The following is a 15,870-nucleotide window of genomic DNA, read 5'->3' as shown; positions in this document are numbered from 1 at the left end:
CGAAAAAAGCGGAAAAATCATTTTCGATGCCCTCGTTTAGTTCAAAATAACTTATGTTGTTTTGATAAAAACAAAACAGCATTTTGTTATATTGAATTTATCAAATTGTGTTATTGCGCCGGTGACTTTGTTGCCAAAAAGCCTCAAAACGTGCCCTAGATCAAAAAAATAACCCTGAGGAGTGAGTGGAAGAACAGGTTATTCCTGAGACAATGGTATAGTTAATACGTAAGAACTGCTCCCATTAACATCTTTATGATGTTACGCAGGTTTAACTGACTCGATTTAGCAACTCGCTTGCGCAGGTTATGTTAATACAAATTTACCTTTGTAAAATAATGTGGAGTTACTTTTGTCAAAGTTGACAAAAGGTTATAGAAAGGAGTAAAAAGCCCACAGTAAAACGCTGCCTAAATGTCTGTAAATGCAGTGTGTTTGTGTGGTTATTAATCCTTCCCTTGAATCGATGTGGTGCACTAACTGCCGAGATAAGAGCAGAGCGCTCGACACCACTTTTGATGAGTAAGCATGTATGTCAACAGCCACTGAAGTTATCGCCCATAACTGGGCGTTCGCGGTATTCCTCGTCGTTGCTATCGGGCTTTGTTGCCTTATGCTCCTCGGTGCGTACTTTTTGGGCGGGAGAGCCCGCGCACGCGCGAAGCATACGCCTTATGAGTCAGGGATTGCCGCTGTCGGCTCTGCCCGTATGCGCCTCTCTGCAAAATTCTATCTGGTCGCGATGTTTTTCGTCATTTTCGATGTTGAAGCCCTGTATCTCTTTGCATGGTCAACGTCGATTCGCGAAAGCGGTTGGACGGGTTTCATCGAGGCCACCATTTTCATTGTAGTACTGCTGGCCGGGTTGTTTTATCTGGTGCGTATCGGCGCTCTGGACTGGGCCCCGACCCGTTCGAAAGTGCGCGTAAAGCCAAGTGCAGTCACTAACACCAACAGTCATCCGCAGTAACAGCGAGGCATTAAGATGGACTATACGCTCACCCGCATAGACCCGGACGGTGAGAACGACCGTTATCCCCTGCAAAAACAGGAGATCGTCAGCGATCCTCTGGAGCAGCAAGTTCACCGCAGTGTGTATATGGGGAAACTCGAAAACTCATTGCACGACATGGTGAATTGGGGTCGAAAAAATTCTATTTGGCCATTCAACTTTGGCCTTTCCTGCTGTTATGTAGAGATGGTGACGTCGTTTACCGCAGTACATGACGTTGCGCGTTTCGGGGCGGAAGTTTTGCGTGCATCACCGCGCCAGGCCGACCTGATGGTTATTGCAGGAACCTGCTTTACCAAAATGGCGCCGGTTATCCAGCGACTGTATGACCAGATGCTGGAACCTAAATGGGTTATTTCCATGGGTGCCTGTGCCAACTCCGGTGGCATGTATGACATCTATTCAGTTGTGCAGGGCGTAGATAAATTCCTGCCGGTTGATGTGTACATCCCTGGCTGCCCGCCGCGTCCGGAAGCCTATATGCAAGCGTTGTTATTGTTGCAGGAATCCATTGGCAAAGAGCGCCGTCCTCTCTCGTGGGTGGTGGGCGATCAGGGTGTTTACCGTGCCAACATGCAGTCAGAAAGAGAACGTAAGCGCGGTGAGCGTATCGCCGTGACCAATCTGCGTACACCTGACGAGATTTAACGCTGCGGTCGGATAGTCAACCATTGGCTCTCGCTTTCACCGTTTGATTGAGCATGTGAAAAGCTCGGAAAACGGGAGTTCTGGGGCAAAATGACCATTTAGTGTGGTGAAAAAAAATTATGACAGATTTGACGACGCATGACCTCGCCCAGCCCGCATGGCAGACCCGCGATCATCAGGATGATCCGGTCATCGGCGAACTGCGTAACCGTTTTGGACCTGATGCTTTCACTGTTCAACCGACGCGTACCGGAATGCCCGTGGTATGGGTCAAGCGCGAACAGTTACTGGAAATAATCACGTTTTTGAGAAAACAGCCGAAGCCTTACGTCATGCTGTTCGATTTGCATGGTGTAGATGAGCGTCTTCGTACTCACCGCGAAGGTCTTCCTGCCGCGGATTTTTCCGTTTTCTATCATCTGATTTCCATCGAACGTAATCGCGACATCATGCTGAAAGTGGCGTTGGCAGAGAACGATCTGCATGTCGCGACGCTGACAAAGATTTTCCCTAATGCCAACTGGTATGAGCGTGAAACCTGGGAGATGTTCGGTGTGACCTTCGACGGACACCCGCATCTGACCCGCATCATGATGCCGCATACCTGGGAAGGCCACCCGCTGCGTAAAGATTACCCGGCGCGTGCCACCGAATTCGATCCGTTTGAATTAACCAAACAGAAAGAAGATCTGGAGATGGAGTCGCTGACTTTCAAACCAGAAGCGTGGGGCATGAAGCGTGGCACCGAAAATGAGGACTTCATGTTCCTCAACCTCGGTCCAAACCACCCGTCTTCCCATGGTGCTTTCCGTATCATTTTACAGTTGGACGGCGAAGAGATAGTCGACTGCGTTCCAGATATCGGCTACCACCACCGTGGTGCGGAAAAAATGGGCGAGCGCCAGTCGTGGCACAGCTACATTCCGTACACCGATCGTATCGAATATCTTGGCGGCTGCGTCAATGAAATGCCTTACGTGCTTGCCGTTGAAAAACTGGCGGGCATCGTAGTGCCGGATCGTGTCAACACGATCCGTGTGATGCTTTCTGAGCTATTCCGTATCAACAGCCACCTGCTTTATATCAGTACCTTTATTCAGGACGTCGGTGCCATGACGCCGGTGTTCTTTGCGTTTACCGATCGCCAGAAAATTTATGATTTGGTTGAAGCCATTACGGGTTTCCGTATGCATCCGGCCTGGTTCCGTATTGGTGGCGTGGCACACGATCTGCCGAAAGGCTGGGATCGCCTGCTGCGTGAGTTCCTCGATTGGATGCCTGCGCGTCTCGATTCCTATGTGAAGGCTGCGCTGAAAAACACCGTCCTGAAAGGCCGTACCATGGGCGTCGCGGAATACAACGCCAAAGACGCGCTGGACTGGGGCGTGACGGGTGCGGGTCTGCGCGCGACGGGTATTGCTTTTGACGTGCGTAAATGGCGGCCTTACTCAGGTTATGAAAACTTCGACTTTGAAGTGCCGGTAGGTAATGGCGTCAGCGATTGCTACTCGCGCGTAATGCTTAAGGTTGAAGAGCTGCGCCAGAGTCTGCGCATTCTTGAGCAGTGCCTGAACAATATGCCGGAAGGTCCGTTCAAGGCCGATCACCCATTGACGACGCCACCGCCGAAAGAGCGCACGTTGCAGCATATCGAAACCCTGATTACCCACTTCCTGCAAGTGTCGTGGGGGCCAGTGATGCCTGCAAACGAATCATTCCAGATGATTGAGGCGACCAAGGGAATCAATAGTTACTACCTGACCAGCGACGCGAGCACCATGAGCTATCGTACGCGCATCCGTACACCGAGTTTTCCTCACTTGCAGCAGATCCCTTCGGTTATACGTGGCAGCCTGGTATCCGACCTTGTCGTATATCTCGGCAGTATCGATTTTGTAATGTCAGATGTGGACCGCTAACGATGACAGATTTAAACAAAGACTCACAACCGCTGTTCATTGATGCAGCGCCAGTCGAGAAAGTGGCGTTTGAACTCAGCGCCGCAGAGCGGGATGCGATCGAACATGAGAAGCATCATTACGAAGATCCACGCGCGGCGTCGATCGAAGCTCTGAAAATAGTACAGAAACAGCGCGGCTGGGTGCCTGATGGCGCGATCTATGCGATCGCCGACGTATTGGGTATTCCTGCCAGTGACGTGGAAGGTGTTGCAACGTTCTACAGCCAGATCTTCCGTCAGCCAGTAGGCCGACATGTTATCCGTTATTGCGACAGCGTGGTGTGTCATATCACCGGCTATCAGGGCATTCAGGCGGCTATTGAGAAGAAACTCAGTATCCAGCCGGGTCAGACCACCGGTGATGGCCGTTTTACCCTGCTGCCGACCTGTTGCCTGGGTAACTGCGACAAAGGGCCGACGATGATGATCGACGACGACACCCATAGTCACCTGAAGCCGGAAGATATTGACGGGCTACTGGAGCAGTACCAATGACAACAACGGGTTATACGCCAAGAGAAATCATCCGTACCGCCGAGAAGCACCCGCTGACCTGGCGTTTGCGTGATGATGAACAGCCAGTGTGGCTGGATGAATACCGCAGCAAAAACGGTTATGTCGGCGCTGAAAAAGCACTGAAAGGGATGTCGCAGGATGAGATTGTTTCTCTGGTCAAGGACGCGGGCCTGAAAGGGCGCGGTGGTGCAGGCTTCTCCACGGGACTGAAGTGGAGCCTGATGCCAAAAGACGAGAGCATGAACATCCGTTACCTGCTGTGCAATGCCGACGAAATGGAGCCGGGGACCTACAAAGACCGCCTGTTGATGGAGCAACTGCCTCATCTGCTGGTAGAAGGTATGCTGATCAGTGCTTTCGCCTTGAAAGCCTATCGTGGCTATATCTTCCTGCGCGGTGAATATATTGAGTCTGCGGTGAATCTGCGCCGCGCCATTGCCGAAGCGACCGAAGCTGGCCTGCTGGGTAAAAATATTCTCGGCAGCGGTTTTGATTTTGAGCTGATCGTACATACCGGCGCTGGCCGTTATATCTGCGGGGAAGAAACCGCACTGATCAACTCGCTCGAAGGCCGTCGCGCCAATCCACGTTCCAAGCCACCATTCCCTGCTTCCTCAGGTGCCTGGGGCAAACCAACCTGCGTGAATAACGTCGAAACGCTCTGTAACGTTCCGGCGATCATTGAATACGGGGGTGATTGGTACAAAGGTATTTCCGCAGGCATGAGTAGCGATGCCGGAACCAAACTGATGGGCTTTTCAGGCCGGGTGAAAAACCCTGGACTGTGGGAGTTGCCGTTTGGTATCACCGCTCGTGAGATTCTGGAAGACTATGCTGGCGGCATGCGCGACGGGCTTAAATTCAAAGCCTGGCAACCCGGCGGCGCAGGAACAGACTTCCTGACCAGCGACCACCTCGATCTGCCGATGGACTTCGAAAATATTGGTAAAGCAGGCAGCCGTTTGGGGACTGCGCTGGCGATGGCCGTTGACCATGAGATCAACATGGTCTCGCTGGTACGCAACCTGGAAGAGTTTTTTTCGCGTGAATCCTGTGGCTGGTGTACGCCGTGCCGCGATGGTTTGCCGTGGAGTGTGAAGATCCTGCGTGCGCTGGAGCGTGGCGAAGGTCAGCCTGGCGATATCGAAACCCTGGAGCAGCTCTGCCGCTTCCTCGGTCCGGGTAAAACATTCTGCGCCCACGCACCGGGTGCCGTTGAGCCGCTGCAAAGCGCCATTAAATATTTCCGGGAAGAGTTTGAGGCGGGTATCGCCAAGCAGCATTACAGCAATGCGCGTGCTATCGGCGGTATTCAGTCCAATAACCTGCTCAAGCAGCGTTGGTAAGGGCATCAGTCAGCGGACGGTGAGCCCGCTGCGCGTAAAGCCAACCCGAATGGGTTTTACGTCGCCTGAGATGATAATCGCCAACCCGGCAAGAATTTTTGATTAACGCCCACCGAAAGGTTGGGCCACGTGGAAGCATGCTGACTATGGCTACGATTCATGTAGACGGCAAAGAATATGATGTAGACGGAGCGGAAAACCTGCTGCAGGCTTGCCTCTCTCTCGGCCTCGATATTCCTTATTTTTGCTGGCACCCGGCGCTTGGCAGCGTCGGCGCTTGCCGCCAGTGCGCGGTAAAGCAATACCAAAACGCGGAAGATACGCGCGGCCGTTTAGTAATGTCATGTATGACACCGGCTGCCGACGGAACTTTCATTTCTATCGACGATCAGGAAGCCCAAGAGTTCCGTGCGAGCGTTGTGGAATGGTTGATGACCAACCATCCGCATGACTGTCCAGTTTGTGAAGAGGGCGGTAACTGTCATCTGCAAGATATGACAGTGATGACTGGCCACAGTTTCCGTCGCTATCGTTTTAGTAAGCGTACCCATAACAACCAGAATCTCGGTCCATTCATTTCACATGAGATGAACCGCTGTATCGCCTGTTACCGTTGTGTGCGTTACTACAAAGACTACGCGGACGGTACCGATCTGGGCGTCTATGGCGCGCATGACAACGTCTACTTTGGTCGTACGGAAGATGGCACGCTGGAAAGCGAGTTCTCTGGTAACCTGGTAGAAGTCTGCCCGACAGGCGTATTCACCGACAAAACCCACTCGGAGCGTTATAACCGTAAGTGGGATATGCAGTTTGCCCCGAGCATCTGCCAGCAGTGCAGCGTCGGTTGCAATACCAGCCCTGGTGAACGCTACGGCGAATTGCGCCGTATCGAAAACCGCTACAACGGGACCGTCAACCACTACTTCCTGTGTGACCGTGGCCGTTTTGGTTATGGCTATGTCAACCTGAAGGATCGCCCGAAACACCCTCGCCAACTGCGCGGCAGCGACTGGATTACGCTGAATGCGGAACAGGCCATGCAAGGCGCGGCTGGCATCTTGCGTAATGCAAAGAAAACTATCGGGATCGGTTCTTCGCGCGCGAGTCTGGAAAGCAACTTTGCTTTGCGTGAACTGGTCGGCGCGGAAAACTTCTACACCGGTATCTCTGCGGGTGAGCAATCACGTCTGCAATTGATGCTGAACATTCTGCGCAACAGCGGCATTCACACGCCACCACTGCGTGAGATTGAAGGCTACGATGCGGTATTGGTGCTGGGCGAAGATATTACCCAGACCGGTGCGCGTGTTGCCCTGTCAGTCCGTCAGGCGGTGAAAGGCAAGGCCCGTGAGATGGCGGCAGCGCAGAAAGTGGCTGACTGGCAGATCGCGGCGATACAGAATATTGGTCAACGCGCCAAGCATCCGCTGTTTACCACCAATGTTGATGACACCCGTCTCGACGATATTTCTGCGTGGAACTATCGCGCTTCGGTTGATGAGCAGGCGCGTTTCGGCTTCGCCATTGCCCATGCATTGGATAGTGCAGCGCCAGCCGTCAGCGATCTTGCTGAAGGTTTGGACAAGAAAATCGATGTGATCGTGCAGGCGTTGGCTGGTGCGAAGAAACCATTAATCATTACCGGCACCAATGCAGGCAGTGATGCGATCATTGAAGCCGCGGCAAACGTCGCGAAAGCGTTGAAAGCCCGTGGTTCTGATGTCGGTATTACCTTTGTTGCTGCAGAGGCGAACAGTGTCGGCCTGTCAATGATTGGTGGTGGTTCCCTGGACGATGCGTTGGCTCAGCTTGAAAGTGGTGAAGCCGACAGCGTTATTGTGATGGAGAACGATCTCTACCGTCATGCGCAGGCAGATAAAGTGGATGCTGCGTTGGCAAAAGTCAGCAACCTGATTGTGGTCGATCATCAACGCACTGCGTTGATGGATAAAGCCACCCTGATTATTCCTGCCGCCAGCTTTGCAGAAAGTGACGGTACGCTGGTGAATCAGGAAGGGCGCGCACAGCGTTTCTTCCAGGTCTACGATCCGGCGTATTACGACACCACTGTCGCGATGCTTGAAAGCTGGCGCTGGATGCATTCGCTGCATTCCACCTTCACCAGCCGTCACGTCGACTGGACGCAACTGGATCATGTGATCGAAGCGTGTGTGGCTGCACTTCCGCAGTTGAAAGGCATTGTTGAAGCCGCGCCCGATGCGACCTTCCGTATCCGTGGTCAGAAACTGGCGCGTTCTCCAAACCGCTCCAGCGGACGTACTGCGATGCGCGCTGATATCAGCGTGCATGAACCGCGTCAACCACAAGATAAAGACACCATGTTTGCCTTCTCCATGGAAGGGAACAACAGTCCGCTGGCCGATCGCCAACAGATCCCGTTTGCCTGGGCTCCAGGCTGGAACTCACCGCAGGCATGGAACAAATTCCAGTCTGAAGTGGGTGGGTCACTGCGTCATGGCGATCCAGGTGTGCGCCTGATTGAAGCAGGGGAGGGAAACCTCGACTACTTCAACAGCATCCCTGCTGCGTTCAACGCGCAAGGGAAGTGGTGTGTAGCCCCTTATTACCACCTGTTCGGCAGCGAAGAGATGTCCCAGCGTTCTGCTGTGATTCAGCAACGCATGCCACAGCCTTACGTCATGGTGAACACCACGGATGCTGCGAAGCTCGGTGTGAATCTTGGCACGCTGGTGGAATTCAATTGTGCAGGTCAGACACTGCGTCTGCCAGTGCGCCTGAGTGACACATTGAGTCAGGGACAAGTGGGTCTGCCGCTGGGCTTGCCGGGCATCCCACCGATTCTGGTTGGTGCCACGGTTGAGAATCTGCGGGAGGCTGCACTATGAGTTGGCTCACACCTGAAGTGATCGAAGTGCTGATTGCGATACTGAAAGCGGTGGTGATTCTGCTGGTTGTTGTAACCTGCGGAGCATTCATGAGCTTCGGTGAGCGTCGCTTGCTCGGCCTGTTCCAGAACCGTTACGGACCTAACCGTGTCGGCTGGGGCGGCTCGCTGCAATTGGTCGCGGACATGATCAAGATGTTCTTCAAGGAAGACTGGGTTCCTAACTTTACTGACCGGGTGATCTTTACCCTGGCACCCATGATTGCGTTTACATCATTGCTGCTGGCGTTCGCCATCGTACCCGTTAGCCCGACCTGGGTGGTTACCGATCTGAATATCGGTATCCTGTTCTTCCTGATGATGGCAGGCTTGACGGTGTATGCCGTTCTGTTTGCCGGTTGGTCAAGCAATAACAAATACTCCTTGTTGGGTGCGATGCGTGCGTCCGCCCAGACGCTGAGCTACGAAGTGTTCATCGGTTTGTCGCTGATGGGCGTTGTTGCGCAGGCGGGTTCGTTCAACATGCAGGATATCGTGAATTCACAGGCACACATGTGGAACATTATCCCGCAGTTCTTTGGCTTCCTTACCTTTGCGATTGCGGGTGTGGCGGTATGTCACCGTCACCCGTTTGACCAACCGGAAGCCGAGCAGGAACTGGCCGATGGCTACCACATTGAATATTCCGGGATGAAATTCGGTCTGTTCTTCGTGGGGGAATACATCGGTATCGTGACCGTTTCCGCGCTGATCGTCACCCTGTTCTTTGGTGGTTGGCAAGGTCCATTCCTGCCGCCATTTATCTGGTTTGCGTTGAAAACGGCGTTCTTCATGATGATGTTCATTCTGATTCGTGCTTCGTTGCCACGTCCGCGTTATGACCAGGTGATGTCGTTTGGCTGGAAAGTTTGCCTGCCGCTGACATTGCTCAATCTGCTGGCGACCGCTGCGGTCATTTTGTACAACGCTCAATAAGGGGTGAATAAACCATGACATTAAAAGAGTTAGTGGTTGGTTTCGGCACCCAGGTACGCAGTATCTGGATGATCGGGCTGCACGCGTTCAGCAAGCGTGAAACCCTGATGTACCCGGAAGAACCCGTTTACCTGCCACCGCGTTACCGTGGCCGTATCGTGCTGACGCGCGATCCGGACGGCGAAGAGCGTTGTGTCGCCTGTAACCTGTGTGCAGTTGCTTGCCCGGTTAGCTGTATTTCCCTGCAAAAAGCAGAAACCAAAGATGGGCGCTGGTACCCGGAATTCTTCCGCATCAACTTCTCGCGCTGCATTTTCTGTGGCCTGTGTGAAGAAGCCTGCCCGACTACTGCTATCCAGTTGACGCCGGATTTCGAGATGGGTGAGTTCAAGCGTCAGGATCTGGTCTACGAAAAAGAAGATCTGTTGATCTCGGGCCCGGGTAAGTATCCGGAATATAATTTCTACCGGCAATCCGGTATGGCGATCGATGGCAAATCGAAAGGTGAAGCTGAGAACGAAGCCAAACCGATCGACGTCAAAGGTCTGTTGCCCTAAGGAGCCAGCAAGCATGGAATTTGCATTTTATATTGCAGCGTTGGTGGCCGTTGTTGCGACGATCCGCGTGATCTCGCACACCAACCCTGTGCATGCGTTGCTGTATCTGATCGTCTCCCTTCTGGCGATCTCTGCAGTGTTCTTTTCGCTCGGCGCTTACTTTGCCGGTGCGCTGGAGATCATCGTCTACGCCGGTGCCATCATGGTGCTGTTTGTGTTTGTGGTGATGATGCTGAACCTGGGTGACTCGGTTCAGGATCAGGAGCGTGCCTGGCTGAAACCTTCCGTATGGATAGGCCCGGGTTTGCTCTCTCTGGTGCTGCTCGTGGTGCTGATTTATGCCATCAGCAGCGTGAACGATCAGGGAATTGACGGCAATGTTGTCGATGCCAAAGCCGTGGGTATCGCCCTGTTCGGGCCTTACGTTCTGGCGGTCGAGCTGGCGTCAATGCTACTTCTGGCTGGTCTGGTTGTGGCGTTCCATGTCGGACGCGAACATAAACCGGGTGACATCCTGAGTAGCGATACAGCGAAAAGAAAAGCGGAGGAAAAAGCATGATCCCTCTACAACATGGCCTGATTCTGGCGGCCATTCTGTTTGTGCTGGGGCTGACCGGGTTGCTGATTCGTCGTAACCTGCTGTTTATGCTGATTAGTCTGGAAGTGATGATCAATGCTGCGGCATTGGCCTTTATTGTTGCAGGCAGCTACTGGAGCCAGGCGGATGGTCAGGTGATGTATATTCTGGCGATCAGTCTGGCAGCCGCGGAGGCCAGTATTGGCCTGGCATTGCTGCTACAACTCTATCGCCGTCGTCACACCCTGAATATCGATACTGTCAGTGAGATGCGCGGATGAACCTATTATATTTAACTGTTTTGCTACCGTTGATTGGGTTCTTGCTGCTGGCATTTTCCCGCGGTCGCTGGTCTGAAAATACGGCAGCCACGGTAGGCGTCGGATCTATCGGTCTGGCTGCTCTGGTCACTGTGTATGTCGCCATTGATTTTCTGAGTCAGAAAGCCACCGGCGTTCAGGTGTTCAACCAGAATCTGTGGAACTGGATGCAGGTCGGCGATTTTAACATCGCGGCGACGCTGACGCTGGACGGCCTTTCGCTGACCATGCTCTCCGTGGTGACCGGCGTTGGTTTCTTCATCCATATGTTTGCATCCTGGTACATGCGCGGTGAAGAAGGCTATTCGCGCTTCTTTGCCTACACCAACCTGTTTATCGCCAGCATGGTCATTCTGGTTCTGGCGGATAACCTGTTGCTGTTGTACCTGGGTTGGGAAGGTGTAGGTCTGTGCAGCTACTTGCTGATCGGTTTCTACTACACCAATCCGGCCAACGGCGTGGCTGCGATGAAAGCCTTCTTCGTGACCCGCGTCGGCGATGTGTTCCTGGCGTTTGCCCTGTTCATTCTCTATCACGAACTGGGTACCTTGAATATTCGCGAACTGATGGTATTGGCACCGCAGAAATTGGAAATGGGGTCGACGGCAATTACCTGGGCAACGCTGATGTTACTGGGCGGTGCGGTAGGTAAGTCGGCTCAGTTGCCTCTGCAAACGTGGCTGGCAGATGCAATGGCTGGCCCAACCCCTGTTTCGGCACTGATCCACGCCGCAACGATGGTGACTGCCGGTGTCTACCTGATTGCACGTACCCATGGTCTGTTCCTGATGGCACCAGAGATTTTGCATCTGGTCGGCATCATTGGTGCGGCTACGCTGGTACTGGCGGGTTTCGCTGCCCTGGTGCAGACCGACATCAAACGTGTCCTGGCCTATTCGACGATGAGTCAGATTGGCTACATGTTCCTGGCGTTGGGCGTTCAGGCTTGGGATGCGGCGATTTTCCATCTGATGACGCATGCGTTCTTTAAAGCGCTGCTGTTCCTCTCTTCCGGCTCGGTTATCCTTGCCTGCCACCACGAACAGAATATCTTCAAGATGGGTGGATTGCGTAAATCCATTCCACTGGTTTATGTCTGCTTCCTGGTCGGTGGTGCTGCGCTGTCAGCCTTGCCAATCATCACTGCGGGCTTCTTCAGTAAAGATGAAATCCTTGCCGGTGCGCTGGCAAATGGTCATTTCAACCTGATGATTGCTGGCCTGGCTGGCGCGTTTATGACGTCGCTGTACACCTTCCGCATGATCTTCATCGTCTTCCACGGTGAAGAGAAAATTAAAGCTCATGCGGGTAAAGGCATTACCCATCATCTGCCGCTGCTCGTGCTGATGGTTCTGTCCACCTTCATTGGCGCGATGATTGTCCCGCCACTGCGCGGTGTACTGCCAGAAACCACCGAGTTGGCGCACGGCAGTGTCATGACGCTGGAAATCGCGTCGGGCATTATCGCGGTTGTTGGCATCCTGCTGGCTGCGGTGCTGTACCTCGGCAAGCGTACGCTGGTCAATAGCATCGCGAAGAGCGCACCGGGCCGGTTCCTGACGGTTTGGTGGTTCCATGCCTGGGGCTTTGACTGGCTGTACGATAAGGTTTTCGTCAAACCTTATCTGGCAGTGGCGAAACTGCTGCGACGCGACCCGTTGGACTCACTGATGACTCTGCCTGCCGTGTTTACCCGCTGGGGTAACCTTGGTCTGGCAATCAGTGAGAATGGGCAGGTGCGTTGGTACGTAGCGTCGATGAGTTTGGGTGCAGTGGTCGTATTGGCTCTGTTGTTATTAGTTTAGTGAATAACACATTGTAAAACGACGCGAGGAGGGCAGGTACGTTGATCATTCAGCGACCTGCCGGACAGCAAGTTTTAAGTTTATTCAAATAAGGGACACAAAACGCCATGCTACTACCTTGGCTAATTCTTATCCCCTTTATCGGCGGTCTGCTGTGTTGGCAGTGTGAGCGTTTCGGTACCAGGTTACCGCGCTGGATCGCATTGATTGCCATGGGGCTGACTCTGGCACTTTCTCTGCAATTCTGGTTGCAGGGGGGATATTCATTAATCGTGCCAGCGGGTATCCCGCAGTGGCAATCTGAGTTCGTCCTGCCGTGGATCCCACGTTTTGGTATCGAATTCCATTTGGCACTGGACGGCCTGTCCCTGCTGATGGTGGTACTGACCGGCCTGCTCGGGGTGCTGGCAGTGCTCTGTTCGTGGCGTGAGATTCAACGCTATCAGGGCTTCTTCTACCTTAACCTGCTGTGGATCCTTGGTGGCGTTATCGGGGTGTTCCTTGCCATCGACATGTTCCTGTTCTTCTTCTTCTGGGAAATGATGTTGGTGCCGATGTACTTCCTGATTGCCTTGTGGGGACACAAAGCGTCGGACGGCAAGACTCGTATCAATGCGGCCACCAAATTCTTCATCTATACGCAGGCCAGTGGTCTGGTGATGTTGATTGCCATCCTGGGGCTGGTGTTCGTTCATTATAATGCGACGAATGTCTGGACCTTCAACTACGAGTTGCTGCTGAATACGCCAATGTCTTACGGCGTGGAATATTTACTGATGCTGGGCTTCTTTATTGCCTTTGCAGTAAAAATGCCAGTGGTTCCGTTACACGGCTGGTTACCGGATGCGCACAGTCAGGCACCTACCGCAGGTTCTGTTGACCTGGCGGGGATCCTGTTGAAAACCGCGGCTTACGGTTTACTGCGTTTCAGCCTGCCGCTGTTCCCCAATGCATCGCACGACTTTGCCCCGATTGCCATGTGGTTAGGTGTGATTGGCATCTTCTACGGCGCATGGATGGCCTTCTCACAGACCGACATCAAACGTTTGATTGCCTACACCAGCGTGTCCCACATGGGCTTTGTATTGATTGCCATTTATACCGGCAGTCAACTGGCTTATCAGGGCGCGGTGATTCAGATGATCGCACACGGCTTGTCTGCTGCCGGTATGTTTATCATCTGCGGACAGCTTTACGAGCGTCTGCATACCCGTGACATGCGTCTGATGGGAGGCTTGTGGAGCCGGATAAAATTCATCCCGGCCCTATCATTGTTCTTTGCGGTTGCGACACTGGGTATGCCGGGTACCGGTAACTTTGTCGGCGAATTTATGATCCTGTTCGGCAGTTTCCAGGTGGTACCGGTTATCACGGTTATTTCGACCTTTGGTCTGGTATTTGCCTCGGTTTACGCGTTGGTAATGATGCAGCGTGCTTATTACGGTGCACCAAAATCGGACCAACCGCTGCCGGGAATGTCGTTGCGCGAGCTGTTTATCATTCTGCTGCTGGTCGTATTGCTGGTTCTGCTCGGGGTTTACCCGCAGCCGATTCTGGATACGTCGAGCGCGGCGATGAGCAACGTGCAGCACTGGTTCGGATCGTCAGTTTCATCAATTCCAACAACAAGGCCGTAATTCGCCATGACAATAACTCCTCAACAACTGATCGCACTGTTACCGCTGTTGATCGTCGGATTGACGGTGGTGGTTGTGATGCTGTGCATTGCGTGGCGACGCGACCATTTCGTGAATGCGACGCTGACAGTTATCGGTCTCAACATTGCGCTGCTTTCACTTTACTTTGTCGGCCAGGCTGGCCCAATGGAAGTCACCCCGCTGTTGCGGGTTGATGGCTACTCAATGTTCTACATCGGGCTGGTATTACTCGCCAGCCTGGCAACCAGCACCTTTGCTTATCCGTGGCTGGCCGGTTATCCGGACAACAAGGAAGAGTTCTATTTATTGGTACTGATTGCCGCGATGGGTGGCATTCTGTTGGCGTGCGCCAATCATCTTGCGGCACTGTTCCTGGGAATCGAGCTGATTTCACTGCCGCTGTTTGGGTTGATTGGCTATGCCTACCGCCAGAAGCGTTCGCTGGAAGCGGCAATCAAATACATGCTGTTGTCTGCCGCGGCCTCGTCATTCCTGCTGTTTGGTATGGCGCTGCTGTACGCTGACTCCGGTAACCTGACTTTCGTTGCGCTGGGTAAAAGCCTGAGCGACAGCATGCTGCATCAGCCGTTGCTGTTGGCCGGTTTGGGCATGATGATTGTTGGCCTCGGTTTTAAACTGTCTTTGGTGCCATTCCAACTCTGGACACCAGACGTTTATCAGGGCGCACCTGCACCGGTTTCAACCTTTCTGGCTACGGCCAGCAAGATTGCAATCTTTGCCGTCGTCATGCGTCTGTTTCTGTATGCACCGGTTGCCGACAGCGAAGCGGTCCGTCTGGTTCTGGCTATCATCGCGTTCTGCTCGATTCTGGTCGGTAACATCATGGCCATCAGCCAGAGCAACATCAAACGTCTGCTGGGTTATTCCTCAATTGCGCACCTGGGCTATCTGCTGGTGGCGCTGATTGCGGTGCAAACCCATCAACTGGCGATGGAAACTGCCGGTGTGTATCTGGCCGGTTATCTGTTCAGCACCCTCGGTGCTTTCGGTGTCGTCAGCCTGATGTCCAGTCCGTATACCGGGCCTGATGCAGAATCGCTGTTCTCCTACCGCGGTCTGTTCTGGCACAAGCCGATTCTCTCTGCTGTGATGACGGTAATGATGCTGTCTCTGGCAGGTATCCCGATGACCCTGGGCTTTATCGGTAAGTTCTATGTCATTGCGATGGGCGTGAGTGCGCAACTGTGGTGGCTGACTGGCGCGGTAGTTGTCGGTAGCGCCATTGGTCTTTACTACTATTTGCGTGTCACTGTCAGCTTGTTCCTCAATGCACCTGAATCCCTGAAACGTGATACGCCAAGTAACTGGGCGTTAACTGCAGGCGGTGTGGTTGTACTGATTTCTGCGATTCTGGTGTTGTTCCTCGGTATCTATCCACAACCGTTGATCGCGCTGGTGCAAATGGCACAACCTATGTTCTGATTCAGTGGTTATCAACACTGAACGTAAAAGCCGCTGGTTAATCCAGCGGCTTTTTTATGCACAGAAAACCTCCAGCTAGGCTGGAGGTTCCGTAAAGCTTTCAGCTTTGAGCCAGTTATAAAAACCCCTTTTGATTTGTTAAAACAGTTTGCGGTCTGGCAACTGCAAACGTTCAACAAGAAAT

The 15,870-nt window shown here is 53.2% G+C and carries 13 protein-coding genes; all 13 read left to right on the top strand.

Annotation, left to right across the window (positions count from 1 at the left end):
- Positions 1-532: 532 nt before the first annotated feature.
- Positions 533-970: an NADH-quinone oxidoreductase subunit A gene (locus DRI82_RS08665; protein WP_114193112.1), complete on the top strand. Its 438-nt coding sequence runs from the start codon at positions 533-535 to the stop codon at positions 968-970.
- Positions 971-985: 15 nt separating this feature from the next.
- Positions 986-1,660 (top strand): NuoB/complex I 20 kDa subunit family protein, encoded by a 675-nt coding sequence (locus DRI82_RS08660; RefSeq protein WP_114193111.1) that lies wholly within the window; start codon positions 986-988, stop codon positions 1,658-1,660.
- Positions 1,661-1,779: 119 nt separating this feature from the next.
- Positions 1,780-3,579, top strand: coding sequence for an NADH-quinone oxidoreductase subunit C/D (nuoC, locus tag DRI82_RS08655; protein ID WP_114193110.1), 1,800 nt, complete (start codon positions 1,780-1,782; stop codon positions 3,577-3,579).
- 2 nt (positions 3,580-3,581) lie between these two features.
- Positions 3,582-4,115 (top strand): NADH-quinone oxidoreductase subunit NuoE, encoded by a 534-nt coding sequence (gene nuoE, locus DRI82_RS08650; protein ID WP_245956797.1) that lies wholly within the window; start codon positions 3,582-3,584, stop codon positions 4,113-4,115.
- Positions 4,112-5,482, top strand: coding sequence for an NADH-quinone oxidoreductase subunit NuoF (nuoF, locus tag DRI82_RS08645; RefSeq protein WP_114193109.1), 1,371 nt, complete (start codon positions 4,112-4,114; stop codon positions 5,480-5,482). The genes nuoE and nuoF overlap by 4 nt, the downstream gene beginning before the upstream one ends.
- Before the next feature lie 146 nt (positions 5,483-5,628).
- Positions 5,629-8,352 carry an NADH-quinone oxidoreductase subunit NuoG gene (gene nuoG, locus DRI82_RS08640; RefSeq protein ID WP_114193108.1) on the top strand — a complete coding sequence of 908 codons (2,724 nt, stop codon included), beginning with the start codon at positions 5,629-5,631 and terminating at the stop codon, positions 8,350-8,352.
- The gene (nuoH, locus tag DRI82_RS08635) at positions 8,349-9,326 is read left to right on the top strand and encodes an NADH-quinone oxidoreductase subunit NuoH (RefSeq protein ID WP_114193107.1); all 978 of its coding nucleotides are present in this window, start codon (positions 8,349-8,351) and stop codon (positions 9,324-9,326) included. The genes nuoG and nuoH overlap by 4 nt, the downstream gene beginning before the upstream one ends.
- 14 nt (positions 9,327-9,340) lie before the next feature.
- Positions 9,341-9,883: an NADH-quinone oxidoreductase subunit NuoI gene (gene nuoI, locus DRI82_RS08630; RefSeq protein WP_114193106.1), complete on the top strand. Its 543-nt coding sequence runs from the start codon at positions 9,341-9,343 to the stop codon at positions 9,881-9,883.
- A gap of 13 nt (positions 9,884-9,896) precedes the next feature.
- Complete coding sequence (gene nuoJ / locus DRI82_RS08625; protein WP_114193105.1) at positions 9,897-10,442, top strand: NADH-quinone oxidoreductase subunit J; 546 nt, start codon at positions 9,897-9,899, stop codon at positions 10,440-10,442.
- Positions 10,439-10,741, top strand: a complete 303-nt coding sequence (nuoK, locus tag DRI82_RS08620) for an NADH-quinone oxidoreductase subunit NuoK (RefSeq protein WP_114193104.1) — start codon at positions 10,439-10,441, stop codon at positions 10,739-10,741. Before nuoJ ends, nuoK begins: the two co-directional genes overlap by 4 nt.
- On the top strand, positions 10,738-12,585 hold the full coding sequence (gene nuoL / locus DRI82_RS08615; RefSeq protein ID WP_114193103.1) for an NADH-quinone oxidoreductase subunit L: 1,848 nt from the start codon (positions 10,738-10,740) through the stop codon (positions 12,583-12,585). Before nuoK ends, nuoL begins: the two co-directional genes overlap by 4 nt.
- 107 nt (positions 12,586-12,692) lie before the next feature.
- Positions 12,693-14,222 carry an NADH-quinone oxidoreductase subunit M gene (gene nuoM / locus DRI82_RS08610; RefSeq protein WP_114193102.1) on the top strand — a complete coding sequence of 510 codons (1,530 nt, stop codon included), beginning with the start codon at positions 12,693-12,695 and terminating at the stop codon, positions 14,220-14,222.
- A 6-nt stretch (positions 14,223-14,228) separates the two neighbouring features.
- The gene (gene nuoN, locus DRI82_RS08605; RefSeq protein WP_114193101.1) at positions 14,229-15,686 is read left to right on the top strand and encodes an NADH-quinone oxidoreductase subunit NuoN; all 1,458 of its coding nucleotides are present in this window, start codon (positions 14,229-14,231) and stop codon (positions 15,684-15,686) included.
- Positions 15,687-15,870 lie beyond the last annotated feature (184 nt).

The sequence above is a fragment of the Edaphovirga cremea genome, assembly GCF_003332275.1.
GTDB lineage: Bacteria > Pseudomonadota > Gammaproteobacteria > Enterobacterales > Enterobacteriaceae > Edaphovirga > Edaphovirga cremea.
This window is presented reverse-complemented; position numbering and strand designations above follow the sequence as displayed.

Excerpts from the sequence above, each read along its gene's own strand:
- DRI82_RS08665 (WP_114193112.1), top strand. The coding sequence starts at position 533 with ATGTCAACAGCCACTGAAGTTATCGCCCATAACTGGGCGTTCGCGGTA.
- DRI82_RS08660 (WP_114193111.1), top strand. The coding sequence starts at position 986 with ATGGACTATACGCTCACCCGCATAGACCCGGACGGTGAGAACGACCGT.
- nuoC (WP_114193110.1), top strand. The coding sequence starts at position 1,780 with ATGACAGATTTGACGACGCATGACCTCGCCCAGCCCGCATGGCAGACC.
- nuoE (WP_245956797.1), top strand. The coding sequence starts at position 3,582 with ATGACAGATTTAAACAAAGACTCACAACCGCTGTTCATTGATGCAGCG.
- nuoF (WP_114193109.1), top strand. The coding sequence starts at position 4,112 with ATGACAACAACGGGTTATACGCCAAGAGAAATCATCCGTACCGCCGAG.
- nuoG (WP_114193108.1), top strand. The coding sequence starts at position 5,629 with ATGGCTACGATTCATGTAGACGGCAAAGAATATGATGTAGACGGAGCG.
- nuoH (WP_114193107.1), top strand. The coding sequence starts at position 8,349 with ATGAGTTGGCTCACACCTGAAGTGATCGAAGTGCTGATTGCGATACTG.
- nuoI (WP_114193106.1), top strand. The coding sequence starts at position 9,341 with ATGACATTAAAAGAGTTAGTGGTTGGTTTCGGCACCCAGGTACGCAGT.
- nuoJ (WP_114193105.1), top strand. The coding sequence starts at position 9,897 with ATGGAATTTGCATTTTATATTGCAGCGTTGGTGGCCGTTGTTGCGACG.
- nuoK (WP_114193104.1), top strand. The coding sequence starts at position 10,439 with ATGATCCCTCTACAACATGGCCTGATTCTGGCGGCCATTCTGTTTGTG.
- nuoL (WP_114193103.1), top strand. The coding sequence starts at position 10,738 with ATGAACCTATTATATTTAACTGTTTTGCTACCGTTGATTGGGTTCTTG.
- nuoM (WP_114193102.1), top strand. The coding sequence starts at position 12,693 with ATGCTACTACCTTGGCTAATTCTTATCCCCTTTATCGGCGGTCTGCTG.
- nuoN (WP_114193101.1), top strand. The coding sequence starts at position 14,229 with ATGACAATAACTCCTCAACAACTGATCGCACTGTTACCGCTGTTGATC.